Annotated in this window: 24 protein-coding genes; 15 read left to right on the forward strand and 9 right to left on the reverse strand. The window is 63.7% G+C overall.

The genetic code is table 11. The features are described from left to right. Positions 1 to 142: 142 nt before the first annotated feature. Both ACREYQ_RS02070 and ACREYQ_RS02075 read left to right on the forward strand, forming a co-directional pair. A complete protein-coding gene (locus tag ACREYQ_RS02070; protein WP_432259147.1) occupies positions 143 to 1,822 on the forward strand; it encodes a Na/Pi cotransporter family protein in 1,680 nt (559 codons plus the stop codon). 253 nt (positions 1,823 to 2,075) lie between these two features. Next, positions 2,076 to 3,464 carry an IS4 family transposase gene (locus tag ACREYQ_RS02075; RefSeq protein ID WP_432257801.1) on the forward strand — a complete coding sequence of 463 codons (1,389 nt, stop codon included), beginning with the start codon at positions 2,076 to 2,078 and terminating at the stop codon, positions 3,462 to 3,464. A gap of 125 nt (positions 3,465 to 3,589) precedes the next feature. Here ACREYQ_RS02075 and ACREYQ_RS02080 read toward each other — a convergent pair whose 3' ends face one another. Next, positions 3,590 to 4,075, reverse strand: a complete 486-nt coding sequence (locus ACREYQ_RS02080; RefSeq protein WP_432259148.1) for an adenosine-specific kinase — start codon at positions 4,073 to 4,075, stop codon at positions 3,590 to 3,592. 96 nt (positions 4,076 to 4,171) lie between these two features. Beyond that, a complete protein-coding gene (gene uvrA, locus ACREYQ_RS02085) occupies positions 4,172 to 7,036 on the reverse strand; it encodes an excinuclease ABC subunit UvrA (RefSeq protein ID WP_432259149.1) in 2,865 nt (954 codons plus the stop codon). A gap of 379 nt (positions 7,037 to 7,415) precedes the next feature. On the opposite strand from uvrA, the gene ACREYQ_RS02090 reads away from it, so the two are divergent. Then, on the forward strand, positions 7,416 to 8,666 hold the full coding sequence (locus ACREYQ_RS02090) for an MFS transporter (protein ID WP_432259150.1): 1,251 nt from the start codon (positions 7,416 to 7,418) through the stop codon (positions 8,664 to 8,666). 197 nt (positions 8,667 to 8,863) lie between these two features. Continuing rightward, positions 8,864 to 9,415 (forward strand): single-stranded DNA-binding protein, encoded by a 552-nt coding sequence (locus tag ACREYQ_RS02095; protein WP_432259151.1) that lies wholly within the window; start codon positions 8,864 to 8,866, stop codon positions 9,413 to 9,415. A 244-nt stretch (positions 9,416 to 9,659) separates the two neighbouring features. Here ACREYQ_RS02095 and arsC read toward each other — a convergent pair whose 3' ends face one another. The 5 genes from arsC to ACREYQ_RS02120 form a co-directional block, all read right to left on the reverse strand. Then, on the reverse strand, positions 9,660 to 10,073 hold the full coding sequence (gene arsC, locus ACREYQ_RS02100) for an arsenate reductase (glutaredoxin) (RefSeq protein WP_432259152.1): 414 nt from the start codon (positions 10,071 to 10,073) through the stop codon (positions 9,660 to 9,662). Between the two features lie 11 nt (positions 10,074 to 10,084). Continuing rightward, on the reverse strand, positions 10,085 to 11,155 hold the full coding sequence (gene arsB / locus ACREYQ_RS02105; RefSeq protein ID WP_432259153.1) for an ACR3 family arsenite efflux transporter: 1,071 nt from the start codon (positions 11,153 to 11,155) through the stop codon (positions 10,085 to 10,087). After that, a complete protein-coding gene (locus ACREYQ_RS02110) occupies positions 11,152 to 11,496 on the reverse strand; it encodes an ArsR/SmtB family transcription factor (RefSeq protein WP_432260343.1) in 345 nt (114 codons plus the stop codon). Before ACREYQ_RS02110 ends, arsB begins: the two co-directional genes overlap by 4 nt. 82 nt (positions 11,497 to 11,578) lie before the next feature. Then, positions 11,579 to 11,920 carry a YnfA family protein gene (locus tag ACREYQ_RS02115; protein ID WP_432259154.1) on the reverse strand — a complete coding sequence of 114 codons (342 nt, stop codon included), beginning with the start codon at positions 11,918 to 11,920 and terminating at the stop codon, positions 11,579 to 11,581. Between the two features lie 198 nt (positions 11,921 to 12,118). Next, positions 12,119 to 13,291, reverse strand: a complete 1,173-nt coding sequence (locus tag ACREYQ_RS02120; protein WP_432259155.1) for a diguanylate cyclase — start codon at positions 13,289 to 13,291, stop codon at positions 12,119 to 12,121. Between the two features lie 417 nt (positions 13,292 to 13,708). On the opposite strand from ACREYQ_RS02120, the gene ACREYQ_RS02125 reads away from it, so the two are divergent. Then, complete coding sequence (locus ACREYQ_RS02125) at positions 13,709 to 14,047, forward strand: RcnB family protein (protein ID WP_432259156.1); 339 nt, start codon at positions 13,709 to 13,711, stop codon at positions 14,045 to 14,047. 81 nt (positions 14,048 to 14,128) lie between these two features. On the opposite strand, the gene ACREYQ_RS02130 is transcribed toward ACREYQ_RS02125, so the two are convergent. Continuing rightward, positions 14,129 to 14,377 (reverse strand): hypothetical protein, encoded by a 249-nt coding sequence (locus ACREYQ_RS02130; protein WP_432259157.1) that lies wholly within the window; start codon positions 14,375 to 14,377, stop codon positions 14,129 to 14,131. Between the two features lie 563 nt (positions 14,378 to 14,940). Between ACREYQ_RS02130 and ACREYQ_RS02135 the strand changes: the two genes are divergently transcribed. The 4 genes from ACREYQ_RS02135 to ACREYQ_RS02150 all read left to right on the forward strand — a co-directional run bounded on the left by ACREYQ_RS02135 (position 14,941) and on the right by ACREYQ_RS02150 (position 18,635). Next, on the forward strand, positions 14,941 to 16,146 hold the full coding sequence (locus tag ACREYQ_RS02135; protein ID WP_432259158.1) for a collagen-like protein: 1,206 nt from the start codon (positions 14,941 to 14,943) through the stop codon (positions 16,144 to 16,146). Between the two features lie 202 nt (positions 16,147 to 16,348). Continuing rightward, on the forward strand, positions 16,349 to 16,855 hold the full coding sequence (locus tag ACREYQ_RS02140; protein ID WP_432259159.1) for an ion channel: 507 nt from the start codon (positions 16,349 to 16,351) through the stop codon (positions 16,853 to 16,855). A gap of 162 nt (positions 16,856 to 17,017) precedes the next feature. Next, positions 17,018 to 17,371 (forward strand): hypothetical protein, encoded by a 354-nt coding sequence (locus ACREYQ_RS02145; protein ID WP_432259160.1) that lies wholly within the window; start codon positions 17,018 to 17,020, stop codon positions 17,369 to 17,371. A gap of 394 nt (positions 17,372 to 17,765) precedes the next feature. After that, positions 17,766 to 18,635: a transporter substrate-binding domain-containing protein gene (locus ACREYQ_RS02150; RefSeq protein WP_432260344.1), complete on the forward strand. Its 870-nt coding sequence runs from the start codon at positions 17,766 to 17,768 to the stop codon at positions 18,633 to 18,635. Here ACREYQ_RS02150 and ACREYQ_RS02155 read toward each other — a convergent pair. Then, positions 18,632 to 19,549: a MurR/RpiR family transcriptional regulator gene (locus ACREYQ_RS02155; protein WP_432259161.1), complete on the reverse strand. Its 918-nt coding sequence runs from the start codon at positions 19,547 to 19,549 to the stop codon at positions 18,632 to 18,634. The genes ACREYQ_RS02150 and ACREYQ_RS02155 overlap by 4 nt on opposite strands. A gap of 284 nt (positions 19,550 to 19,833) precedes the next feature. Between ACREYQ_RS02155 and ACREYQ_RS02160 the strand changes: the two genes are divergently transcribed. From ACREYQ_RS02160 to ACREYQ_RS02185, 6 genes are read left to right on the forward strand one after another with little or no spacing between them, the layout of a single operon-like run. Next, complete coding sequence (locus ACREYQ_RS02160) at positions 19,834 to 20,334, forward strand: type IV pilin protein (protein ID WP_432259162.1); 501 nt, start codon at positions 19,834 to 19,836, stop codon at positions 20,332 to 20,334. 8 nt (positions 20,335 to 20,342) lie between these two features. Then, the gene (locus ACREYQ_RS02165; protein ID WP_432259163.1) at positions 20,343 to 20,858 is read left to right on the forward strand and encodes a GspH/FimT family pseudopilin; all 516 of its coding nucleotides are present in this window, start codon (positions 20,343 to 20,345) and stop codon (positions 20,856 to 20,858) included. Beyond that, on the forward strand, positions 20,852 to 21,454 hold the full coding sequence (gene pilV, locus ACREYQ_RS02170; RefSeq protein WP_432259164.1) for a type IV pilus modification protein PilV: 603 nt from the start codon (positions 20,852 to 20,854) through the stop codon (positions 21,452 to 21,454). The genes ACREYQ_RS02165 and pilV overlap by 7 nt, the downstream gene beginning before the upstream one ends. Positions 21,455 to 21,494: 40 nt before the next feature. Then, positions 21,495 to 22,556, forward strand: coding sequence for a PilW family protein (locus ACREYQ_RS02175; RefSeq protein WP_432259165.1), 1,062 nt, complete (start codon positions 21,495 to 21,497; stop codon positions 22,554 to 22,556). Positions 22,557 to 22,561: 5 nt separating this feature from the next. Further along, on the forward strand, positions 22,562 to 23,107 hold the full coding sequence (locus ACREYQ_RS02180) for a hypothetical protein (protein ID WP_432259166.1): 546 nt from the start codon (positions 22,562 to 22,564) through the stop codon (positions 23,105 to 23,107). Continuing rightward, a complete protein-coding gene (locus ACREYQ_RS02185) occupies positions 23,043 to 26,249 on the forward strand; it encodes a pilus assembly protein (protein WP_432259167.1) in 3,207 nt (1,068 codons plus the stop codon). Before ACREYQ_RS02180 ends, ACREYQ_RS02185 begins: the two co-directional genes overlap by 65 nt. Positions 26,250 to 26,311 lie beyond the last annotated feature (62 nt).

Consider the following 26,311-nt stretch of genomic DNA (forward strand, 5'->3'; position numbering starts at 1 on the left):
CGGGTGTTGCCTGTTGCCCGCACGCCGCACCCATGCCGTTGCCGCTGTCGGGTGACGGGCGCATAATGCCCCATTGACAACTACACGATGACCGGGCCGAGCCTCCAGGGTTTTGTCGGCACTGGTCACACAAAGGCGCACCATGGGCGTACTCCTTCACCTGTTATCAGGCGTTGCCCTGCTCGTCTGGGGCACCAATATCGTCAAGGTCGGCATCCTGCGCGTCTACGGTGCGAACCTGCGCCATGTCCTGTCGACCAGCGTCTCCAACCGCTTCACCGCCTTCCTCGCCGGGCTCGGCGTCACCGGGCTGGTCCAGAGCAGCAACGCCACCGCGGTCATCGTCAGTTCCTTCGTCGGCCAGGGCCTGATCGCCGTGGCGCCGGCGCTGGCCATCATGCTCGGCGCCAACGTCGGCACCGCGCTGATGGTGCAGGTGTTCTCGCTGGACCTGTCCTGGCTGTCGCCGCTGTTGATCTTCATCGGCGTGATCTGCCACCTGACCTGGAAGGGCAGCAGGCCCGGCCACGTCGGCCGCGTGCTGATCGGCCTGGGCCTGATTACCCTGGCACTGGAACTGATCTCGATCGCGACCCGTCCCGTGGTGCAGGCCGCCGGCGTCAAGGTGCTGTTCGCCTCGCTGACCGGCGACTCGGGGCTGGACATGCTGGTCGGCGCCTTCCTGACCATCCTGTGCTATTCCAGCCTGGCCGTGGTGCTGTTCTGCGGCGCGCTGGCCTCGGCCGGCGTGGTGTCGATCCACGTGGCGCTGGCGCTGGTGCTGGGCGCCAACCTGGGCTCGGGCATCTCGGCGCTGCTGACCACCTCGGGCAACAACCAGCCGGGCAAGCGCGTGACGCTGGGCAACCTGCTGTCGCGCCTGCTGGGCTGCCTGATCGCGCTGCCGCTGCTGAACCAGGCCGAGGAACTGCTGGCGCTGGTCGATCATGACCCGCAGCGGCTGATCGTCAATTTCCACCTGCTGTTCAACGTCACGCTGGCGGTGCTGCTGCTGGGCGCCACCGCGCCGCTGGCGCGGCTGTGCGAGAAGGTGCTGCCCGGGCGCAATACCGGCGACAGCCAGGTCACGCCGCGCCATCTCGATACCGCCGCGCTGACCACGCCCACGCTGGCGCTGTCCAATGCCGCGCGCGAGGTGCTGCGCATCGGCGACCGCATCGAGCAGATGCTGGACAATATGCTGCGCGTGCTGCGCACCAACGACGCCAAGCTGGCCACCGCCACCTGCCGCATCGACAACGAGGTCGACGACCTCTACACCGCGATCAAGCTCTACCTGACCCGCATCAGCCTGGAAGCGCTGGACGAACGCGACGGCCAGCGCTGGACTGAAATCATCTCGCTCACCATCAACCTGGAACACGCGGGCGATATCATCGAGCGCATCCTGCTCGATACCAAGGACAAGAAGATCGCCCACAACCTGATGTTCTCCGAGGCCGGCATGCAGGAGATCGCCGAGATGCACGCGCGCCTGGTCGCCAACCTGAGGCTGGGCTTGTCGGTGTTTCTCAACGGCGACCTCAGGAGCGCGCAGGCACTGATGGCGGAGAAAGCCAACTTCCGCGAGCTGGAGCGCAAGTACGCGCGTACCCACCTGCAGCGCGTGGCAGTGCAGACCGCCGAGAGCATCGAAACCAGCTCGCTGCACCTGGACGTGATCAGCGAACTGAAGCGCCTGAATTCGCTGTTCTGCGCCACCGCCTACCCGGTGCTGGAACAGGCCGGCGCGCTTAACCGCAGCCGCATGAAGGAAGACGACCTGCCGCCGGTGCCGCGGGTGCCGGCGGCGCAGCACTGACCTGCAGGGGTTTGAGCAAGCGCTTGTTTGCTCCCCTCTCCCGCTTGCGGGAAAGGGGCAGGGGGTGAGGGCGGGGGCGTCAATGGCTGAGGCCGGTGGGTTAGAACCGTTGGCCCTGCTTGATGTGGTTCCTAGCTAGACCACCCCTCACCCCGGCCCTCTCCCCATGAGGCTTGTCTTTACCCACATCTCGATAGGAAAGGTTGTAAACGGGATTGGACGGTGTTAACTTCGGGGAAGTTGACAATCAGTGGTGGCAATTTTGTCTGATACGGAAGATCTGGAAGACTGGGCCAGCGACGAATTCGGTGGCGCTCAGTTGGGCGATGCACGTCGCACGCAGCGCCTTGTGGCATTGGCGCGCGGACTAGCGCAAAAAGCCCATGTTTCGTTCCCGCAGGCCTTGAGTGGTGCCCAACTCAAGGCGGCATATCGCTTCTTTGATAATGAGGCGGTCGACCCGGACGGAATACTGGCGAGCCACGTCGTTCAAACCGTGGGTCGCATGCAGCAGGTACCTGTCGTATTGGCGGTGCAGGACACCACGGAATTCAATCTGGCAAATTTGCCCGCGACTGAGGGACTTGGTCACGGCACGGGCGGCAATTTGCGCGGATTCATGTTGCACAGCGTGCTGGCGGTGACGCCTGAGGGCCTGCCACTGGGCGTGTTGAGCATGAAGACGTGGGTGCGTGCGCCGCAAGCATCGGGCAAGGCCAGGCAGCGCCGGGCGCTGTCCATTCGTGACAAGGAAAGCGTGAAGTGGCTGGAGGGGCTGGAATGCCTTGAGCCGCTCAAGATGCAGTGTCCGGACACGCACCTTGTTGCCGTCAGCGATCGCGAGGGCGATGTGTACGACGTGTTCCTGGCGCAGCGCCCAGCGGGGGTGGACTGGTTGGTGCGGGCCGCCTGGAATCGGGGCGTGGATCACCCAGAGAAGTATCTGTGGGAGACGGTTGCTGCGGCCCCCGTACTCGGGGAGACCGTCCTGCACGTGCCCAGGAGTGGCGCCAGGCAAGCGCGTAGCGCCCGACTGGCTTTGCGCTGTGTGCCCGTCCAACTGCGACCGCCGCGCAGCCGCGGCGCAGAGGCCCTACCAAGCCTCGAAGTGTTTGCCATTCACGCACTGGAAATCGATCCGCCCGAAGGTGTTGAGCCGCTCGAATGGATGTTGCTCAGTTCGATGCCCACCCAAACGCTGGAAGATGTGCTGGAACGGCTGAGCTGGTATGCCCGGCGCTGGACCATTGAATCCTGGCATCGTGTCCTGAAAAGTGGCTGCCAGATCGAGGCTCGGCAGTTCGGGACGCTGGAGCGGTTCCTGCGCGCCACGGCGCTGTTCGCCGTGATCGGCTGGCGCATCATGTACGCGACCATGCTCGGCCGGCTTGAAGCCGATATCCCTTGCTCGGTGCTATTGCAGTCGCTCGAATGGCAGGCCTTGTACTGCCGCACGCACGGCACAACCAAGCCACCGGAGCAGGCACCCAAACTCAGCGAAGCGGTCCTTTGGATCGCCAAGCTCGGTGGCTACCTGGGTCGCAAAAACGACGATCCCCCCGGTGCTACTGTCCTCTGGCGCGGCTTCCTCGTTTTGCACGAAATCACCGAAATGTATCGGATCTTCCAGAAAAACGAGTAAGCCGCCGGAAGTTGTGGGTAAAGGCAAGCCATGAGGGGAGAGGGAGAACACCTTGCTTAGGCAAGCTCGGGCGGCTTTGGCGCACCTAAAACCGCGCTCCTATTCCGCGTCTGTTGGGGGCGCTTTCAAAGCTTGTACCCAAACTTCCGCAGCAACGCCTTCCGTTCCGCCACATCCGCATCGGTCTCGATCCCCAGCGGCGAGGCCCCGTCAATCACGCCCACCACGCCGCGCCCGGCGTCGGTCTGCGCGACCAGTACCTGGGTCGGATTGGCCGTCGCGCAGAAGATGCGGCACACCTCGGGCACCGCCCGCACCGCGGGCAGCACGTTCACCGGGAAGAAGCCGTCGCCAAGGAAGATCAGGAAGCTATGCCCGGCGCCGATGGCGCGCGCATTCTCGCAGGCGAGGTCGATCAGGCTCTCGTCGGTGCCCGACCAGCGCACCAGCCGCTTGCCCGAGGCCTCGCAGAACGCCAGCCCGAAGCGGATGCCCGGCACGGTGCTCACCAGCGCCTCGTGCAGGTCCTCCACGGTCTTGATGAAATGCGACTGCCCCAAGATGAAGTTGGTGGCTTCCGGCTTGGTGACCGGCACGACCGACAGTTCCATGGCTGGCTCCCGCATGGCGGCAGGGGTCTGCCGCCATCGGGTTCATGGTAGGGCGCGGGTCGGCGAATGCAAGCCGCGCGGAGCGGCCACACCTGCTCAGGCCCGCTTGAGCAGCGGCGCCAGGTACTTGCCGGTAAAGCTCGCCTTGCTCCTGGCGACATCCTCCGGCGTGCCGCGCGCGATCACCTGGCCGCCGCCGGCGCCGCCCTCGGGGCCCATGTCGATGAGCCAGTCGGCGGTCTTGATGACGTCCAGGTTGTGCTCGATGATGACCACGGTATTGCCCTGGTCGCGCAGCTTGTGGATGACCTTGAGCAGCAGCTCGATATCGTGGAAGTGCAGCCCGGTGGTGGGTTCGTCCAGGATATAGAGCGTGCGCCCGGTATCGCGCTTGGATAGCTCCAGCGACAGCTTGACGCGCTGCGCCTCGCCGCCCGACAGCGTGGTCGCCGACTGGCCCAGCCGGATATAGCCCAGGCCCACGTCCAGCAGCGTCTGCAGCTTGCGCCGCACCACCGGCACGGCGCTGAAGAACTCGTGCGCCTGCTCGACGGTCAGGTCCAGCACCTCGGAGATGTTCTTGCCCTTGTAGAGGACTTCCAGGGTCTCGCGGTTGTAGCGCTTGCCGTGGCAGACGTCGCACGGCACGTAGACATCGGGCAGGAAATGCATCTCGACCTTGAGCACGCCGTCGCCCTGGCAGGACTCGCAGCGCCCGCCCTTGACGTTGAACGAGAAGCGGCCCGGGTCATAGCCGCGCTCCTTGGCCGACGGCACGCCGGCGAACAGCTCGCGGATCGGCGTGAACAGGCCGGTGTAGGTGGCCGGGTTGGAACGCGGCGTGCGGCCGATCGGGCTCTGGTCGACGTTGATGACCTTGTCGAAATGCTCCAGCCCTTCGATGCGGTCGTGCGCGGCCGGCTCCGGCGTGGAGCCGTACAGGTGGCGCGCCACCGCGTGGTAGAGCGTGTCGTTGATCAGCGTCGACTTGCCCGAGCCGGACACGCCGGTGATGCAGGTCAGCAGGCCCACCGGCACCTCGGCGGTGACATTGCGCAGGTTGTTGCCGCTGGCGTTGACGATGCGCAGCAGGCGCTCGTTGTCCGGCGCGGCGCGCTCCTTCGGCACTTCGATGCGGCGCTGGCCTGACAGGTATTGCCCGGTCAGCGACGCCGGCGATTCCTCGATCTGCCGCGGCGTGCCCTCGGCCACGATCATGCCGCCGTGCACGCCGGCACCCGGGCCGATGTCGACCACGTAGTCGCAGGCGCGGATCATGTCCTCGTCGTGCTCGACCACCAGCACCGAGTTGCCGATGTCGCGCAGGTGCTTGAGCGTGCCGATCAGGCGGTCGTTGTCGCGCTGGTGCAGGCCGATCGAGGGCTCGTCCAGCACGTACATCACGCCGGTCAGGCCCGAGCCGATCTGCGACGCCAGCCGGATGCGCTGGGCCTCCCCGCCCGACAGCGTATCGGCGCTGCGCTCCAGCGACAGGTAGTCCAGCCCGACATTGTTCAGGAAATTCAGCCGCGCGGAGATCTCCTTGATGATCTTGTCGCCGATCTCGCGCTTGGCGCCGTGCATGTCCAGCGTCAGGAAGTACGTCAGCGCGTCGCGCAGCGGCAAGCCGTTGATCTCGAAGATCGCGCGCGCCTGTTCGCCCTCGCCCAGCTTGACGTGGCGCGCCTCGGTGCGCAGGCGGGTGCCGTGGCAGGCGGGGCAGGGCTGGTTGTTCTGGTACTTGGCCAGCTCCTCGCGCACCGCGACCGAATCGGTCTCGCGGTAGCGGCGCTCCAGGTTGGGAATGATCCCTTCGAACACATGCTCGCGCACCGTGGTGCGGCCGCGCTCGTTCATATAGGTGAACGGGATTTCCTGTTCGCCGGAGCCGTGCAGCACCACCTGCTGCACGTTTTCGGGCAGGTCTTCGAACGCGGTCTCGGTGTCGAAATCGTAGAACGCCGCCAGGCTCTGCAGCATCTGGAAATAGAACTGGTTGCGGCGGTCCCAGCCCTTGATCGCGCCCGAGGCCAGCGACAGGTTGGGGAAGGCCACCACGCGCTTCGGGTCGAAGAAGGTGATCTGGCCAAGCCCGTCGCAGCTGGGGCAGGCGCCCATCGGGTTGTTGAACGAGAACAGCCGCGGCTCCAGCTCCTGCAGCGAATACGAGCAGATCGGGCAGGCAAACTTGGAGCTGAACATATGCTCCTTGCCGCTGTCGAGTTCCAGCGCAAGCGCGCGGCCATCGGCCAGGCGCAAGGCGGTCTCGAACGACTCGGCCAGGCGCTGCTTGATGTCGGCGCGCACCTTGACGCGGTCCACCACCACTTCGATGGTGTGCTTCTCGGTCTTCTTCAGTTTCGGCAGCGCGTCGACCTCATAGACCTTGGCCTCGGCCTCGTGCGCGGCGCCGCCGCCCGAGCGGATGCGAAAGCGCACGAAGCCCTGCGCCTGCATGCTGTCGAACAGGTCCATGTGCTCGCCCTTGCGGTCGGCCACCACCGGCGCCAGGATCATCAGCTTGGTGTCCTCGGGCAGCGCCAGCGCGGCGTCCACCATTTGCGACACGCTCTGCGCCTGCAGCGCCAGGTTGTGGTCCGGGCAGTAGGGCGTGCCGGCGCGGGCGTACAGCAGGCGCAGGTAGTCGTGGATCTCGGTGACGGTGCCCACCGTCGAGCGCGGGTTGTGGCTGGTGGCCTTCTGCTCGATCGAGATCGCCGGCGACAGCCCCTCGATCAGGTCCACGTCCGGCTTTTCCATCAGCTGCAGGAACTGGCGGGCATAGGCGGACAGCGACTCCACGTAGCGGCGCTGGCCCTCGGCATAGAGCGTGTCGAAGGCGAGCGAGGACTTGCCCGAACCCGACAGGCCGGTGATCACGATCAGCCGGTTGCGCGGCAGGTCGAGATTGATGTTCTTCAGGTTGTGGGTACGCGCCCCACGGATCTTGATTTCTTCCATATGCCGAAAAGTCGTCGCCAGACAGGCCGCCCCGCCAGGCTGGCAGGGCTGTCTGAAGGAATCGCAGAACCCGAAACAAGTACCGAAATTGGCACTTCCGACCGCTGGCGACGGCCGGAATGCGCGCCCGGGCACACGCCCGGGGACCCTCTGGCATGGCCAGGTGACCCGGAAAGCGCGAAGGAGCAAACCTGTTAATATACCCAACTTCGGTTTCCGGGGTGGCCCGCGCCATGCAGGTGCCCGGCGAAGCCGCCGCAGGCCCCGGGTTCCGGGCGGCAACTTCTCCCCGCGATCCCGATCAAAACTGCCGTTGCCGCGTGCCGCATTACCGGGCTCGGGCAGCCAGCCTGAAAGATTCCACGATCCCACGATCGCAATGCCGTCGATCCAGTCTTCTTCTCCGGGTGCGGGTGCCGCCGACGCATCCCAGGCCCCCGCCCGCGAGCGCATGAGCCGCGCCGAGTTGCGCGCCGCCGTGTCGCTGGCCAGCATCTTCGCCCTGCGCATGCTCGGCCTGTTCCTGATCCTGCCCGTCTTTGCCGAATACGCGCGCGGCCTGCCCGACGGGCACGACGCCCAGCGCGTGGGCCTGGCCATGGGCATCTACGGCCTGATGCAGGCCTTCCTGCACATCCCGCTGGGCTGGCTGTCCGACCGGATCGGGCGCAAGCCGGTGATGGTGGCGGGCCTGCTGCTGTTCATCGCCGGCGGCCTGGTGGCGGCTTTTTCCGACACGCTCAGCGGCATCATCGCCGGCCGCGCGCTGCAGGGCATGGGTGCGATCTCCGCGGCCATCACCGCCTGCATCGCCGACCTGACGCGCGAACGCCATCGCACCAAGGCGATGGCGATGGTGGGCGGCAGCATCGGCCTGACCTTTGCGCTGTCGCTGGTGATCGCCTCGCCGCTGCTGCACAGCATTGGCATGTCCGGCATTTTCGGGCTGATGTCGGTGCTGGGGGTGGTGGCGATCGGCGTGACGCTGTTCCTGGTGCCGACCCCGCCGCCGCCGCATCCGGTGCGCCTGCCGTTCCGCAAGGTGCTGCTCAACCCCGACCTGGTGCGCCTCAACGTGGGTGTGCTGGCGCTGCACGCATCGCAGGTGGCCATGTTCATGGTGGTGCCGGCCATGCTGGCCGATGCCGGCATGCCGCTGGACCAGCACTGGAAGGTCTACCTGCCGGTGGTGCTGGTGTCCTTTGTGCTGATGCTGGGCCCGATGATGGCGGCCGAGCGCTACGGCCGCGTGCGCCCGGTGCTGCTGGGCGCGGTCGCGCTGATGACCGCGGTGCAGCTGCTGTTTGCCACCGTGCACGGGCTGTGGACCATCGTCGGCGTATTGCTGCTCTTCTTTGTGGCCTTCAATGTGCTGGAGGCGATGCAGCCTTCGCTGGTGTCGCGCTATGCCGCGGCCGCGCGCGGCGCGGCGCTGGGCGTGTACAACACGACGCAGGCCCTGGGCCTGTTCCTGGGCGGGGCCGTGGGCGGCTGGCTGCTCAAGCACGAGGGCCGCAGCGCAGTGTTCGTCGGTTGCGCGGCGGTGTTGCTGCTGTGGCTTATAATCGCCTGGAGCATGAAGGCGCCGCCGGCGCGCGGGCAGGAAGCTGCACCCGCTACGGCCGCCTGAATCCGCAACTGAGTCCGCATCACTTCGTAAAGAATCTGGCCTGGAAAGGGCCTAGCATGATCGCGCCACCCGACGTCTGGCCGGGGGCGCGATGTTCGTTTACGTCATCGCCGTATCGCGTCACACTACAGTCCGCTTTACCGTCATCGTATTGCCACGCTTTTCAACACAGCGCGTGGCTTTTGGAGAATATTCACATGGCATCGGTCAACAAAGTCATTCTCGTCGGCAACCTCGGCGCAGATCCGGAAACCCGCTACATGCCCAGCGGCGACGCCGTGACCAACCTTCGCCTGGCGACCACCGACCGCTACAAGGACAAGCAGAGCGGCGAGATGAAGGAAGCCACCGAATGGCACCGCGTCTCGATGTTCGGCAAGCTTGCCGAGATCGCCGCGCAGTACCTGAAGAAGGGTTCGTCGGTCTATATCGAAGGCCGCATCCGCACCCGCAAGTGGCAGGACCAGTCCGGCCAGGACAAGTACTCGACCGAAATCGTTGCCGACCAGATGCAAATGCTGGGCGGGCGCCAAGGTGGCGGCGGTGGCGGTGACGAAGGCGGCTACGGTGGCGGCGCGGGCGGTGGCGGTGGCTACAGCCGCGAAGCATCGGGCGGCGGTGGCTACGGCGGCGGCCGCGGTGGTCAGGCGGGCGTCCAGGGTGGCGGCCAGGGCGGTGGCGCTGCGCGCCGTCCGCAGCAGCCGGCATCGAATGGTTTCGAGGATATGGACGACGATATTCCGTTCTGAGATGTTGTAACGGAATTCCGCGAAGAAGAACCCCGCCTTTGTGCGGGGATTTTTTTGGATTAGAAGCGCCGGAAAGTCGGGGGCTTCCGAGGTCATGCCGTTCAGTTGACCACCGTCGTTCCCGCCTGCGCGGGAATGACAGTAGCGTTTGATACCTTAACTGAACAGCATGAGAGCTTCCGAGGGCATCCCGTTCAGGGCGATGATGCGCCTGACCGCGATGCCCAGGCCTCGCGGCCTGTGATCATTCGACCTTGCCGTCGATGACCACCTCGCCGTCCTCCTTGGTGAACGGGCCTTGCTGGGGCGACGGCAGGATGTCGAGCACCAGTTCCGACGGGCGGCACAGACGCACGCCAAGCTCCGTCACGACGAACGGACGATTGATCAGGATGGGGTGGGCCAGCATGGCGTCGAGCAACTGGTCATCCGTCAGGGCCGGATCGCCCAGGCCGAGTTCCGCATAGGGGGTGCCCTTCTCGCGGGTGGCCTGGCGCACCGTCAGGCCGGCTTGCCGGATCATGTCCTGCAGGGCGGCACGATCCGGTGGGGCGCTCAGGTACTCGATGATCTGTGGCTCGATGCCCGCGTTGCGAATCATGGCCAGCGTGTTGCGGGAAGTGCCGCAAGCGGGGTTGTGGTAGATCGTGACAGACATGGTTCGGGTTCTCAGTTCGTCCTGGCTTCGTACCAATGGCGGGATCGGTTCACCACGCCGACAACCAGCAGCATGACGGGCACCTCGATCAGTACGCCGACCACCGTGGCCAGCGCGGCGCCGGATTGAAAGCCGAACAGGCTGATGGCGGTGGCGACCGCCAGCTCGAAGAAGTTGCTGGCACCAATCAGCGCCGAGGGGCCAGCCACGCAGTGGGCAACGCCGAAGCGGCGATTGAGGTAATAGGCGAGGCCGGAATTCAATATCACCTGAATCAGGATCGGGACGGCCAGCAGCAGAATGATCAGCGGTTGCTCGACAATGGCATTGCCCTGGAAGCCAAAGAGCAAGACCAGCGTGGCAAGAAGTGCCGTGATCGAATAAGGGCCGAGTGCACCCACCACGCGCCGATACGTTGCCTCGCCGTGCGCAAGCAATGCCCGGCGGATGATCTGGGCAATCAACACCGGAATGACGATATAGAGCGCGACAGACGTGATGAGGGTATCCCACGGCACGGTGATCGACGATAGCCCCAGCAGGAGTCCGACCACGGGTGCAAAGGCCACGACCATGATGGCGTCGTTGAGCGCCACTTGCGACAGCGTGAAATACGGATCGCCCTTGCAGAGCTGCGACCAGACGAAGACCATCGCGGTGCATGGCGCCGCTGCCAGCAGGATCAGGCCGGCGACATAGCTGTCGAGCTGGCCGGCCGGCAGCCACGCCGCGAAGACGTGCCGCACGAAGATCCAGCCGAGCAGTGCCATCGAGAACGGCTTCACGAGCCAGTTCACGAACAGCGTCACGCCGATGCCGCGCCAGTGGCCGGTGACCTGGCCCATCGCCCCGAAATCGATCTTGATCAGCATCGGGATGATCATGACCCAGATCAGCAGGCCGACCGGGATGTTCACCCGTGCCACCTCCATGGCGCCGATGGCGTGAAACACGCCGGGCAACGCCTGTCCGAGCAGGATGCCGGCGACGATGCAGAGCGCGACCCAGACAGTCAGGTAGCGTTCGAAAAACCCGATGGCGCTGCCTGGTGCTGCAACGGCGGCTTGCTGTGCCGTGCTCATTGCTTCAGCCCCGCAGGCGCTTCGCCGATGCTGCAGCGGGTCACAGGGGAGCACGGATTCCCGCCGCAGCAGTTCTCCGTGAGATAACCGAGCAGATCGTTCATGGTCTCGTAGCGGGCCGAGTAGAGGATCGACCGCCCATCCTGGCGGCTTGTGAGCAGCCCGGCGCGATGCAGTTCCTTGAGGTGAAAGGACAGCGACGAGGCTGGCATTTCCATCAGTTCAGCGATACGGCCGGCGGGCAGGCCGTCGGGGCCGGCTTGCACAAGCAGGCGAAAAACGGCCAGACGAATCGCATGGGCCAGGGCGGCGAGCGCGTCGAGCGCAGTGTTAGTTTCCATATTTCGAATATATTCGAAATATGGAAAGATCGCAACGATCTGCACCCCGTGACCTTGCCGGCACGCGGCGACCGCTGCAAGACTAGCCCGGCCGTTGTCCCATGGCGATTACGCCTGCTCCGCACAACGCCAACCCGACGCCGACGACGTCATTCCACGTCGGGGACACCTTGTCGACTGTCCACAGCCAGCCGAGCGCGGTCGCGATATAGACCGCTCCGTAAGTGGCATAGACCCGGCCGCTGGCCGTCGGATGCAGCGTCAGCAGCCAGACGAAAACGGCCAGGCTCAGCGCTGCCGGCAGGAGCAGCCAGCCGCTTCCCTTGCCCGTGAGCCAGAGTAGCGGCAGGTAGCATCCGACAAGCTCAGCGACCGCCGTAGCGAAGAACAATGCAAAAGTTCGCGCGAATCCCGTCCAGTCCATGGTCTTACCCGTCTGACTTCCTGAAACCGGCAGATTCTACGCGCCCAGGCCAGGCGCCTTCCGCGCAAAACGGCATGACCCGATGCGAACACATTCGCATCGGGTGGCCGCACAGCCGCAACGAGGCCGGGCATGCCGCCGCTGTGCGAGACCGCCTCGGCGCTGATCGTCGCGCACGGCGGGCAGGGCGACTATCCCTCAGGCAAGCACCGGAAACCCGGCCTCGCGCTCCCACTCGACGCAATTTCTGCCGTTGTTCTTGGCCACGTACAGCACGTTGTCCGCGCGTATCAGCAGCGCTTCGAGGTCTTCGCCGGGCCGCAGCGTGGCCACGCCAAAGCTTGCGGTCACGGTGTGCATGCCCGGCAGGACGTCCATGCTGGTCTGCTCCAGCGTCTGGCGCAGCCGCTCTGCCAGCTGCAGTGCCGCGTCGTGCGGGGTGTCGGGCAACAGCACGACAAATTCTTCGCCGCCCAGGCGCGCGGCGATATCGCGGCGGCGGATGCCCGCGGCAACGACGCGGCCGACCTGCGCCAGCACCGCGTCGCCGGCACTATGGCCGTAGTTGTCGTTGATGAACTTGAAGAAATCCAGGTCGCACAGCAGCACGCTCAGCTTCTCGCCGGCGCGCGGCGGAATCTGGTGCGCGGCCAGCGCCTCGAGGCTGCGGCGCGTGTGCAGCTGGGTCAGCGGGTCGGTATCGCGCTCATGCCGCAGCCCGTCGATCACGTCCTGCGCGGTGGCGGCCAGCAGTGCCAGCGCCAGCGTGAGCAGCAGCAAGGCCAGTGTGGCCTGCAGCCACAGCCAGTAGGCCGTGCGGGTCAGCACGTCAGCATCATGTGTCCCTACCGGGACAAGGGTCAGCACCGTGCGCGGCAGGAACTGCAGCGCGAACACCAGGAACACCCAGAACAGGACCCGGTCCACGGTGCGTCCCGTGCGCAGGCGGGCAAGCGGCGCAATGCCCAGCAGCAGGATCAGTGCGATGCCGACATTCAGGATGTAGATGCGGGCAACCAGGTTCGGCTGTACCAGGTCGAACCACGCCAGCATGCCGAACAGGATGAGCGGCAGCCCCACCACCGCGCAGCGATCGGGGCGCGCGCCGATGCGTGCCAGCATGCCGCGCAGCAACAGCACGCCGCTGCCCAGGTAGAACGCACCGGTGACGGTGGCGTTGCCGCCGCCATGGCGCGGCGGCCAGATGGTCTGCAGGCCGATCGCGATGGCGTACAGCAGGTAGCAGGCACCGACCTGCAGCAGGTAGTGCCGCGCGCGCTCATGGTTCCACGCCATCAGGAAGCAGAGCGAAAGCAGCAAGGCGATGGCGGGATTGACCAGGGCCAGGAAATGACCGGCATCGTGCAACACGGAGAGTCCCCTGTCGTTGTGGTTCTCTGGCGGGGATGGAGCCCGCATGCGAAGCGCCGTGAGCAGCGCGTGAGCCAGGGAACATGGCGAGCGGTTTGCGTCGGCGTGGGCGCTGGATCCCGCTGGCGACAAAGCCCGCAGGTCGCGGCCCGCTCAGAGACTGCGCGGCGCACGCTCGTAACAAAGTGTTTCTGTCCGGTCCCATTGTAGTCATGGGTGCCGTCAGAGGCTCCCCCCCGATGGGTGCCATCTGGCAAACAATTGTGAACAGCCTGGCCGCCGCCGCGTGCCTTGACTGCCGCATTCATCAAAACCGCAAGACCTGGCGGAGGCCAGATCTTCAGTATTTGTGACTAATCTGGTAGATGCTGCCGGATCCTCCGGCAGTTCGGTTTTCCCGTACGCAAGGAGATCACGATGAATACCAAGAAAGCGATGCCGGTGCTGTTGCTGGTGGCAAGCGTGCTGGCGGCGCCGTTCGCGATGGCGCAGGGCGGTGCCAGGTCCAGGCCGATGAAGGATTCCATGGCCGCCTCTGAGCCGGCGGCGCAGAACTCGCCCTATATGCAGGTGCAGCAATGGAAGAAGGGCGACCGGCTGCCCACCGAGTTCCGGGATCGCCAGTATGTGATCGACGACTACCAGCAGTACAGCCTGCCCGCGCCGCGCAAAGGCACGCGCTGGGTCGGGATTGGCGCCGAGTATTACCTGGTGGCGCCCAACGGCGTGATCCAGCAGGTGGGATCAGGCTCCTGAGCCAGCCGGCCGCGGCGTGGTCCGCAGGAAAACAAGAAAAACCGCCACGCCTGGGCGCCTGGCGGTTTTTTTGTGCAGGTTTCAGATACCCAGGATCTTTTTCGCTTCGAGCAGCGATTTCATCGCTTCGTCATGATTGCCGGCCTTGTGATAGGCCTCGCCGTCCGCGCGCAGCCTGGCGACCTTGGCAGCGTCTTCTGGCGACAGGGCTGGCCTGGTCGACAGCTTGGCGTCGATGGCCTTCATCTCATTGGGGCAGTTGTGGGCGAACGCCATGCCGGTGGCGCCGCACAGCAGCACTGCCGTAAGGATCGGAAAGAGTTTGCGCACGTTGGCCTCCACCTGGAGCAGTTGGAGTATTCAGCATAGTGCATCGCCTCCGCGCCGAAGCCTGGCCGGGAGGCGAATAAATGGCTGGTTGCGGCTGCACCGTAAATATTCCCCCATAAAGGGGTAAATGGCGATTATTTGTTTCTCTTTTGAACGGGCCATCGCGGGACATCGCCAGGCCGTCTCATCCGGAGTCCAACCATTATTCAACCATCTGGGCGAGACCATGCCCGGGCTTTGATGGCTGCGCCGGCGCCTCTCGCAGCGGCGCCACGAACGCTGACGGCAACTGGTCCCTGCCGGCGTCGCCTGCCGGCATTCGCGCGGCCTGGCGCGGCAGTCCGGGTTTTTCCATAAGCATTTTGCACGGCTTTTCTGCATTTAAACGGGTGTGTGAATCATTTGGCCTGGCGCGGAATTTCCCGGTTTTTTTCGGTGCGCTTCAATAATGAAACAGCCCATGCGAATGCACGATTTATCGAAGGCGACGCGATCTTTAGATTGGGTCTGCCCGGCATCGATCCGGGGATCCAGTTCAAAAAAGAATCCGGGGGGCTTTCATCATGCAACATATCGACCTGAAACGCGCAGCGATTCCGCTCGCCTGCTTCGCCATCCTGCTCGGCGGTTGCGGAGGCGGCGGCGGCGATGCCGCGCCGGCCAGCGCCGGGCCGTCGGCCAGCGTGCCCGGCCCTGCTGGCGCCAACGGCAAGACCATCCTGTCCGGCACCAATGCACCGACCGCTGACGTCGGCACAGATGGCGACTTCTACATCAATGTCTCGAGCTCGACGCTCTATGGCCCCAAGGCTGGCGGGGCCTGGCCTGCCGGCGTGTCGCTGATCGGCCCGCAGGGCGTGGCCGGTGCGCCTGGCGCCGTGCTGCTGCACGGCGCCGCCGATCCCGCTGCGGCGGACGGCGGGGTCGGCAGCTTCTACCTGAATACGACCACCAGCATGCTGTTCGGCCCGAAGACGGCGGACGGCTGGCCGGCCGGGATATCCGTGGTCGGACTGACGGGGCCGGTCGGCCCCGCGGGTCCCGCGGGGGCTGACGGGGTGCCAGGGCCGGCAGGGGAGAAGGGGGAAAAGGGCGATACCGGCGCGACGGGCGCGACGGGCGCGACGGGCGCGACGGGCGCAACGGGTGCAACGGGTGCAACGGGTGCAACGGGTGCAACGGGTGCAACGGGCGCAACGGGCGCAACGGGCGCAACGGGCGCAACAGGCGCAACAGGCGCAACAGGCGCAACAGGCGCAACAGGCGCAACAGGCGCAACAGGCGCAACAGGCGCGACGGGTGCAACCGGTGCTACGGGAGAAAAGGGCGACAAGGGAGATCCCGGCACGGGCGGAGCCGTCTACACCGCCAATTTCGCTGTCACCTCCCCGCCCGGCGGCAAGGGGACCTACGTCATGACCGGCTCGGGGCTGACGCAGCAGAGTTCCGATCCCTATTTCGGCGCGGTGATGCCCGTGGCCTGCGCCGGCGGCTTTACCCTGACGGCAATCCTGGCGGGCGCAGTGCCGGCCAACGCGGCATACACGGTGACGGCATACCGTGTCGCCAGCGGCACGGCGCTGGACAAGCTCGATTCGTCGCCGCTCACCGATGCGTCCCAATGCGGGCTCGACAACGCCGACCGGACCTGCTCGGCGCCGGCCACAACACCGGTGGCGGCCAACGACATCGTCCAGGTACAGGTCAGTGGCAACAACAGCTTCAACTGGAACGGCGGGCTGTATGTCAACCTGTATTGCAAGCCCTGAAACCGCGCCAGCTGGCGGCCGCAATGCCGCCGCCAGCCATAGCCCTCTGCCAGGGCTGCCAGCACAGCAGCGCTCCAGCCACTGACTGCGCCGTGGTTTTCCAGCACGCCCTCCAGTGTTATTTTGGAGGGCGTCGCTTTTTGTCCGCGCCGTCCCGTACCATCCCGCTCGCCCCAACGCCTTACCGGACCTGCCGCTGCGCATGGAAACCTCCGCCGAACACTATTCGCTGGCCCTGCTGTGCGCCGCCGTGCTGACCGTGACAGTGGTCGGCATCCACTACGAGGCGCTGCGGCTGCTGTCCGCGATGCACCCCCGGCGCTGGAGCGGGCGCGTCAATATCGGCGTGCTGATCGTCTGCATCATCGTGGTTCATTGCCTTGAGGCGCTGCTGTTCGCATTGGGTTTCTGGTTTGCCGACCAGGTGCTGGGCCTGGGCGGGCTGGCAGGCGTTGCCGCGCCGGGCGGCAAGACATCGGGTGTGCACGCGCAGCCAGGCGCGCTGGTCTATGCCTACTTTGCGCTGGAAACATTTACCACGCAGAGCCTGGGCGATATCGTCCCGGTGGGCGCCACCCGCCTGATCGCCAGTATCGAGCCGCTGGTCGGCCTGATCCTGATCGGCTGGTCCACCTCGTTCACCTACGTCATGATGCGCCGCGACTGGGAGCTGGAGCGGGACGAGGGAAGCGACCGCCGCCGCGGCTAGCGGCCCCGATGCGCTGGACAACGCCATCCAGGCCCGTCGCAGGCGGCACCGACACCGCAAATGCCGGAAATACCGATAGTGCCGGTAGTGTCAGGCAGGCCGTGAACGATTAAGCTGGCAGCCTTTGCATAAATTCATCGAGCCACAGGAGAGAAGTCAATCATGCCGAGCCGCCAGAGAACCCTGACCCGCATCGCCGCCATTGCCGCCCTGGCGCTGGCGTGCAGCGCCCATGCGCAGAAGCCGGACGGGGACAATGCTGCAGCCGCCGCCATCAACGAAGCGGTGCAGCAGGGCACCACCCCCTACCGCCCCGACCCGGCCGCGACGCCGGGCAGCATCCAGTCGGACGAATGCCGCGCCCTGGCGGCCCAGATCGCCGAGGCGCCCAAGCGCGAATACCGCGCCACCCAGCCAGCCATCGAGACCGCGCAGGGCCGCAAGGTCCCGGAACTGGAGCGTGACCGGCCGAAGAAATCGCTGCAGCAGGCGTACCGGGAGAAGTGCGCGCAATAAGCTGCGCGCGGCCGGTCACTCGGCCTCAACTGGCATTGCATGGCGGGCGGCACAACAGCCGCCCGTTGCCTTTTCTGCCTTCCCTTCCCCCGGCCGCTCCGTCCCGACTTTTCCCGGCGCAAACCGATCGCCAGGCACCCGTCCGGCGCATGGCTGCCCCATGGCGACGCATCCGCATGCCGCCAGGCATGGCTGTTTCACCATGCCGGGGAAAAACACATATGTTTCATGGTTATCCATGATGGAACAATTGTTGCTGTTTGCCTAGCATTCCGATGCGAAGGCGCATCGCGCGCACGCCACCCAAGGAGAGCCTGGTATGAAAGCAGCACAAGTCACCTGTCCGCGTAGTTCCCGGCGCCGCCGGCCCCTCGCGGTGCCGCTTGCCGTCGCCATGCTGGCCCTGCTTTCCCGGACGGCGGGTGCCGCCGACGTCGCGGCCAGCCCGACGCTCAGCAAGATCAAGTCCTCAGGCACGATCGCCATCGGCCATCGCACCTCGTCGATCCCGTTTTCGTATTACGACGCCAACCAGAAGGTGATCGGCTTCTCGCAGGACATCTGCGACCGCGTAGTCGATGCGGTGAAGCGCGAGGCCGGCGTAGCCGGCCTGCAGGTGCGCATGGTGCCGGTGACCTCGCAGAACCGGATCTCGCTGGTGCAGAACGGCACCGTGGACCTGGAATGCGGTGTCACCACCAACCTGAAGTCGCGTCAGCAACAGGTGGCGTTCTCGACCACCTTCTTTGTGGCGGGCACGCGCTTGCTGGTGAAGAAGGGCAGCCCGGTGCGCGACTTTGGCGACCTGTCAGGCAAGGCGGTGGTGACCAACGCCGGCACCACGTCCGAGCGCATCCTGCGCCGGCTCAACGACGAGAAGCAGGCCAACATCACCATCCAGAGCGCCAAGGACTATGGTGAGTCGTTCCTGATCCTGCAGTCGGGCCGGGTAGCGGCATTCATGATGGATGACGTGCTGCTGTCGGGCGCGCGCACGCTGGCGCCCGATCCCGCGGAATGGACGGTGGTGGGCACGCCGCAGTCGTTCGAGGCCTACGCGTTCATGATGCGCAAGGACGACCCCGGCTTCAAGCAGGTGGTCGACGGCGCCATCACCGGGCTGATCCGCAGCGGCGAGATCAACAAGCTTTATGCCAGATGGTTTGCAGCGCCGGTGCCGCCCAAGCAGGTGAACTTCGGGCTGCCGATGAGCGAGCCGTTGAAGAAGGCCTACGCCAACCCCAACGACGAGGCTTTCGATTAAGCGCGCCCGGCCGCCACGTAGGCGCCGGTGCGGTGCAGCTCGCCCTCGGCCTGCTCCAGTGCGCGGATCGCGCCCTTGCCCTTGCGCGCGAGCAACTGTTCGACCAGCGCCTCGACCATGGCCACGCCGGCGGTGATCGACGGGAAGAACGACGGGCTTTCCACCGAGAACAGCAGCGTGCAGTCCGCCGCCAGCGCGATCGGCGCCACCGTGCTGTCGGTCAGCGCGATCACCTTGCAGCCGCACTCGCGCGCGGCCGCGGCCACGCGGATGCTCTCCTGCGAATACGGGGCGAAGCTGACCACCACCACCGCGTCCTTGGGCGCGAGGCCGCGCAGCTCCATTTCCAGTGTGCCGGCATCGGCGCGGATCAGGTGCACGGAACTGCGGAACAGCCGGTAGACATAGTGGAAGGTGAACGCGATCGGAAAGCAGGAACGGAAGCCCGCCACATGCACGCAGGCCGCTTGCGACAGCAGCTCGGCGGCCTGCGGCAGCGTCTTTTCGTTGCTGGCGGCGATCAGGTCGAGGTTGTGGTGCTGCGCGTCCAGCATCTCGCCCAGCATGCGGCTGGCGCTGCTTTCACGCACCACCTTGCGCGCGCGGCGCGCGTACGGCTGGGTGCCGCCGCGCAGCGCGTCGACAAACAGTTCGCGCAGTCCCTGCCAGCCCTCGAAGCCCAGATGCTGCGACAGCCGCACCAGGGTGGCCGGCTGTACCCCGGCGCTGGCAGCGATCTTGCGCATCGACAGCACCGGCACGTCCTGCGGATGGTCGAGCAGGTAGCGCGCGCCGCCCTGGAACTGCGTGCTGAGGGAAGGAAAGCTGCTGCGCAGCAGCGCGAGCAGGGCCTCCAGGTCTTGCGGCAGCGCTTGTGGAGGGGGCAGCGCTTGCGCGGGGCTGTCGGTCGGCATGGGCACTCCGGATTCGGTGGTTGTAACGATTGTTGCACAGGGCGTCCGGATGCGCATCGATGCAGGTCGGAGCGGGCGGCCGGGTTGCCACTTAATTTGCGTTAACGTCCACCCTATGCCGAGCTGTATTCCGTGCCCGGATCGCCATGCCACTGTCTGATCGCCACAACTCCGGCGGCCCGACATCATATTTTCCTTACCCATTTGAAAGATCGTGACTTACACTCGGCGCCATAACACCGGAACTGGGTCGTCCGGAACATAATTAGTATCGGAGCGCGAGCATGGGACATAGAAGCCCTGCGGTGCGACACGGCAGACGGGTCAAGCTGTCGTTTCGGGTCTTTGGGGAAGTTGAGGCCGGCGGCATGCCATGCCGACGTAGGCGCCTGCGCGGCGTCAGGGCGGTGCTTGGCTTCACGCTGATCGAATTGATGATCACCGTGGCCATCGTGGCAATCCTTGCAGCGATTGCCTATCCCTCGTACATCAATCAAATCATCAAGGGCAGGCGCGCCGCGGCGCAAGCCAGCCTGTTGGACATCGCCCAGCGCCAGCAGCAGTACCTGCTAGATTCCAGAAGCTATACCACCAGTCTGGCGACACTTAACGTGACACCGTCAGCTGATGTTACGGCCTACTACACCATCAGCATCGCCGCACCTGCGGGATCCCCGCCAACCTTTACAGTTACTGCAACGCCCATAGCGGGCACCTCCCAGGCAAACGACGTCACCCTGAGTATCGACAACACAGGTGCCAAAGCGCCTGTGAACACCTGGTAGGTGCAGCCATGTCTACTGGTCATCTGCAGAATCGATCGGCGTACCTCGCTGAGATGCGGCCACAGAGGAGCAGAGCGGGATTTACTCTGCCGGAATTGCTGGTCGCCATTACCATCACCGGCATCCTGGCTGCGATGGCCGCCCCCTCGTTTGCCAGCTTGATTGCGTCGCAGCGCGCCAAGGCGGTAGCTTCGGAACTCTTTGCAACGTTGACAAGGGCGCGCAGCGAGGCAATCGCGCGCAATGCGGCAGTCACCTTGTCACCTAAAGCCGGGGACTGGAAAAACGGCTGGCAGATCCTTGATCCGGCCAATGCGGCCAATGCACTGGATGATCGCGGCAGCACGACTGGTGCTGGCATTAGCGGTCCCGCGAATGTTGTCTACCGGCCGTCGGGACGACTCCAGGCAGGCGCTGCGCCATCGTTTCTCGTTACTGCGACCTCCGGTTCGACCACTACGTATCAGTGCGTGTCGGTCGATCTGAGCGGTCGTCCTTATATGCTGGCAGCCTCATCATGCTGACTTCCGCGCGGCGTATACATCGGCACCGGCGCGGATTTTCCCTGCTGGAGGTACTGGTAGCCATCGTTATCCTGACCTTCGGCTTGCTGGGCACTGCAGCCTTGCTGGCCAAGGTCTACCTCGCAGAAATTGAGTCCTACCAGCGAACGCAGGCGACGTTGCTGCTACAGGACATGGCCGAGCGAATCAGCGCCAACCGCACGCTGGCTTCGACTTACGTTACTGCCAGTGCGATTGGCACGGGGGATAACCAACCTATTTCCTGTGCCGCCCTTGCGGCCGGATCCGCTCGCGATATTTGCGAATGGAGCAATACGCTGAAGGGGGCGGCTGAGCAAAAATCTGCACCGAATGCATCTGCAGTGAATGTGGGTGCAATGCTGGGTGCGCGCGGCTGTATCACGCAGCTACAGGCGCCCGATCCCACCCCGGGGACCTGTACGCCGGGGATTTATCAAGTCGCAGTTGCCTGGCAGGGAGTTCACCATACCGCGGCGCCTGCCATCAGCTGTGCCCAAGGAAAGTATGGTACCGATGACGCCTATCGCCGCGTCATCGCCGCGCAGGTATTCATTGGGCAGCCTGCTTGTTTCTGATCTCCTGGCGTTATCGTCATGATTCCGGATTGATGTCAATATGAAAGTCGACCGCAGAACCGCGCAGGGCGGCTATACGATCATCGAATTGATGGTGGCGATCACACTTGGCCTGCTGATCATCGCCGCACTAACAACGATCTTTGTCAACAACAGCCAGACACGCGACGAAATCGAGCGCGCCAATGAGCAGACCGAGAATGGTCGCTACGCCATCCAATTGCTCACCGACGAACTGCGCAATGCCGGCTACCTTGCGGAGTTCAATCCGGCCTTGTTGTCGCTGCCGGCCACAACCCCAGATCCCTGCGCCACTGCACTGACCGATCTGAAAACGGCTTTGCCGATCGCCGTTCAAGGCAATGACAATGCTGCAAGCATCCCAACTTGCCTGAGCGACGTTAAGGCGGGGACGGATATCGTTGTGGTCCGCCGCGCCAGTGCCTGCGCGGTCGGTGCCACCGACTGCGATCCCTTGATCACCGGTGCTCCATATTTCCAGGCATCGGGTTGCACCAGTCCGGCAGAACTCTCGTCCCCTAATGTAGCCAACTACTATGGGCTCGATGTCGATACCACAAAGCTGACGTTGCACCAGAAGAACTGCAATCCGCCGACAACGCCGGGAACCCTGGCTCCCTTGCATCAGTACCGCACGCACATCTATTTCATCGCCAACAATGACCAGAATGGCGATGGCATTCCCACGCTGAAGCGTGCAGAACTTGGGGCCTCCGGTTTTACCACCGTACCGCTGGTCGAGGGTATCGAGAACATGCAGATTGAGTATGGCATCGAGACTGCGACTCCGACCACGGGCGTGGCGAGCGTCTTTACGGCCGATCCGGCCAGCTATGGCGGTTGCGCGGGAGCAGTCTGCGTCGGTTACTGGCGCAATATCGTCTCGGCGAAGATCCATCTGCTGGCGCGCAACAAGAAGCAGACCATGGGCTACACCGACGGCAAGGTCAAGACCTTCGCCATGGGCCTGAACGCCGATGGCACCGCCAACACGATCGGCCCCTTCAACGATGCCTACAGGCGTCATGTCTACACCTCCCTTGTCCGCGTAAATAACACCGCCGGCAGGAATACGCCATGAGATCAATGACATTCCGCCAGCGCGGCGCCACCTTGCTGGTGGGCATGATCATGCTGCTCCTGATCACGCTGCTGGCCATCACTTCGTTCAAGATGGCCAAGGGCAATCTGCAGGCTGCTGGCAACGCCCAGCAGAGGGACCAGGCAATCTCGGCCGCTCAGGGGGCAATTGAGCAGACTATCAGCAGCACTCAGTTCACGAGCACGCCTGCGAATGCCATACCCAATCCGTGCGGCAATGTGGCAAATACAAGCTGTGTCGATGTGAACGGCGATGGCGTTACCGATGTGACGGTGGCCGTCACATCGAAATGTGTGTCAGCCCAAGTCATACCGGCCGCAGCCCTCGACTTCACGAAAGCCGACGATGCCGGATGCCTGTTGGGCGCGGGCCAGGATTTTGGCGTGGAGGGTGGCGCTTCCAACAATTCGCTTTGTGCGAACACTTTGTGGGATGTCCAGGCAGTCGCTACGGATACCCTGGGCAATGCGCAAGCAACAATCAACCAGGGCGCTGCCGTCAGGGTTCCAGCGACCACTGTCTGTCCTTAAAATCGCGAGGGAAATTGCCGTGGCCTATCCTGCTGCTTCAATCTCAAGATGTATTGCGCTGCTTGTTACCTGCACCCTTGCGGCTATGCCGCTGCGCGGTATGGCCGACGATATCGACATTTTTATCGGCGCAGCCGGCAGGGCTGACGCGCCCAACATCATGGTGCTCCTTGACAACGGTCCCAACTGGAGTCGCAATTCTCAGGGGTGGGATAACAGCCAGCGCCAGGGGCAGTCCGAAGTTAAGGCACTGAGCAATGCACTGAACACAGTCACTGCGACGAATCCGGCGAATATCGGATTGGCATTGCTCACGGATAATGTGGGAGCTACGACGAACGGCACGACAAGCATTGCCGGCGGCGGATATGTCCGGTTCGGTGCGCGTGATATGTCTAATGCGACAAATCGAACTGCTTTTCAGAGCATTCTGACGTATATCGGAAATAACGTAACCTCGTCCACCGAGAAAGTGGGTGGCATGGCCCACAAGGACGAATCAGCCGGGCTGTATGAGCTCTACAAATATTTCTCCGGGCTCGCCCCTTTCAGTGGGGCATATCTTCCGAACAGTTCATACCCGAATGTCAATGCCGATGCCTCCAACAATACAACGGCAGCATATTCCGCATATGGGCAGGGTCTGAGATCCGGTTTTGCGATCAATAATGGGATATACCAGAGCCCGATCAACTCTGCCAATCCATGCGCGAAGAATTTCATCATTTATATCGTAAATAATGCAAACAACACCGGTTCGTCAGGTCTGCAGACCTACGAACCAAGTGTTGCCACCGTCGGAAAGGCCCTGCCGTCGCCAACGAGCAGCATCGACACCTGGACCGATGAGTGGACCCTGTTCCTCCGCAACAGGGGAGCAGTCGTGCCGGGCGGCGGTAATGGTTCGATCATCACATACGTGATCGACGTGTACCACGATCAGAATAATGCTGCCTACTCCAACTCCCTGATCAGTGCAGCAGATAAAGGTGGCGGCAAGTATCTTCATGCAGATGGCCAGACCGACATAGAGACAAAACTTAAGCTCATCCTGGCCGAGATCCAGGGAGTCAACTCCACTTTCGCTTCAGCCAGTCTCCCGGTCAATACTACCAATCGCGCCCAGGACAAGAACCAGGTGTTCATTCCCATGTTCCGACCGGATGCGGCGACCAAGCCGCGTTGGATGGGGAATCTGAAACAGTACCAACTGATCAACAATGGCAATTCGGTTGCCCTTGGTGACAGCTCTATTCCGGCCCAGTTAGCCGTAAATCCCTTAACCGGGTATCCCACTGACTGTGCTGTCAGCTACTGGACGACGGACTCGCAACAGTATTGGTCAACCGTATCCGAGGACGTCTCACCAAAGGGGAATTGCACTACAGCATCTCAGTTCTCGGACGCACCCGACGGCCCGTTTGTTGAGAAAGGTGGAGTCGCCGAGGTCGTTCGCAAGGGCAATGCCCCAGCCACTACCAATGCGACGCCGACCTGGACGGTCAATCGACAAATCTATACACAATCCGGTGGCAATTTGGTTACATTCAGCACGAGTACGTCCGGGCTCTCGCAATCGCTGGTGAATTTCGTACTTGGCAACGACGTCAATGATGAGAATAACAATGGCAGCGTGACAGATACACGGCCGTCGCTCCACGGCGATGCCATTCATTCAAGGCCCCTGCCGATTGACTATGGCAGCACGCTTGGGGTCACTGCTTACTATGGCTCGAACGACGGCATGCTGCGTGCTGTAGACTCGGCTACCGGAGCCGAGCGCTGGGCGTTCATTGCACCCGAGTTCTTTGGGAAGTTTCAACGGCTGATGGACAACAGCCCGCTGATCAATTACCCGACCACGCCGGCAGGTGTTACACCGACACCCATCCCGAAGGACTATTTCTTTGACGGCTCGATTGGTGTCTATCAGTCCGCCGACAATTCCAAGGTCTGGATTTACCCGACCATGCGCCGTGGCGGGCGGATGCTGTATGCGCTCGATGTCACCAAGCCTGCTTCGCCGGTAATTATGTGGAAGGCGGGTTGCCCGAACCCCACGGACAACAGCAACTGCGTAGCTCCTGTCAGCGGGGATGATTTCACTGGAATTGGCCAGACGTGGTCGATGCCAAAGGTGGTACCGACCGTACTTGGCTATTCGAGTCCTGTCCTGATCGTCGGCGGTGGATACGATGGCTGCGAGGACGCGAATCAGGCGGTACCAAATTGCACCAGTCCAAAGGGCGCACTCGTTTATATACTGGACGCTAAGACCGGGGCAGTGATCAAATCGTTCAAGACGCTGCGCAGCGTAGTCGCAGATGTATCGCTTGTCGCAGTTGCCACTGCCGGCGTGGTCGACCATGCGTACGCCGTCGACACAGGTGGGAACATCTATCGCATTGATTTCGCATCCAACACCAGCAACTGGGTCATGAACCGGGTCGCCTACACGAACGGTTCCGGCCGCAAGTTCTTGTTTGCGCCAGCGCTTCTGCCGGCACCCGGGGGCAAGGTGTACCTTGCCCTTGGTAGTGGTGATCGCGAGCACCCGTTACAGAGCCAATACCCCTTCACCGATGTCACTAATCGCTTTTACGTGTATCTGGACGATACTGCCAGCATCACTGCAACCAACCTCGATGATGCCAGTGCCATGAAAGATTTCACGAATGGTACGAGTTGCAGCGTTACTGGCGTCCTGCCCGGATCCGGTAGCAAGGGCTGGTTCATGAATCTGAACCAGAACGGACAAGGGGAACAGACCGTGACCTCGGCGCTTATCGCCGCCGGCATGGTTACGTTCAGCACCAATCGCCCCATACCGCCCAGCGCCGGTAGCTGCTCAACCATGCTTGGTGAGGCAAGGGGATACTGGGTCAACCTGTTTAATGGGTCGGGCGCCATCGGCGTAACGGGTTCCTGTGGAGGCGACAGGTCCGCGACGTTTGTTGGCGGCGGACTACCTCCTTCGCCAATGTTCGGCACAGTGCCGATCGACGGACAGGCGACAACGGTGGTCATCGGGGCTGTACAGCGCGAAGGCGGCGCCAGTTCGCCCATTTCACCGCAACGGGTCACACCAACTATTGTTCCGAAGCGCAAGGTCGTTTACTGGAAATCCAACGGTACCAACTGAAGGCGTGCGTCGCCGGCGGCGCACGTACCGGTATACGCAGCCTGACAGGAAATAGCGGTCCC

This window comes from Cupriavidus sp. TMH.W2 (assembly GCF_050847365.1).
In the GTDB taxonomy this organism is placed as follows: domain Bacteria; phylum Pseudomonadota; class Gammaproteobacteria; order Burkholderiales; family Burkholderiaceae; genus Cupriavidus.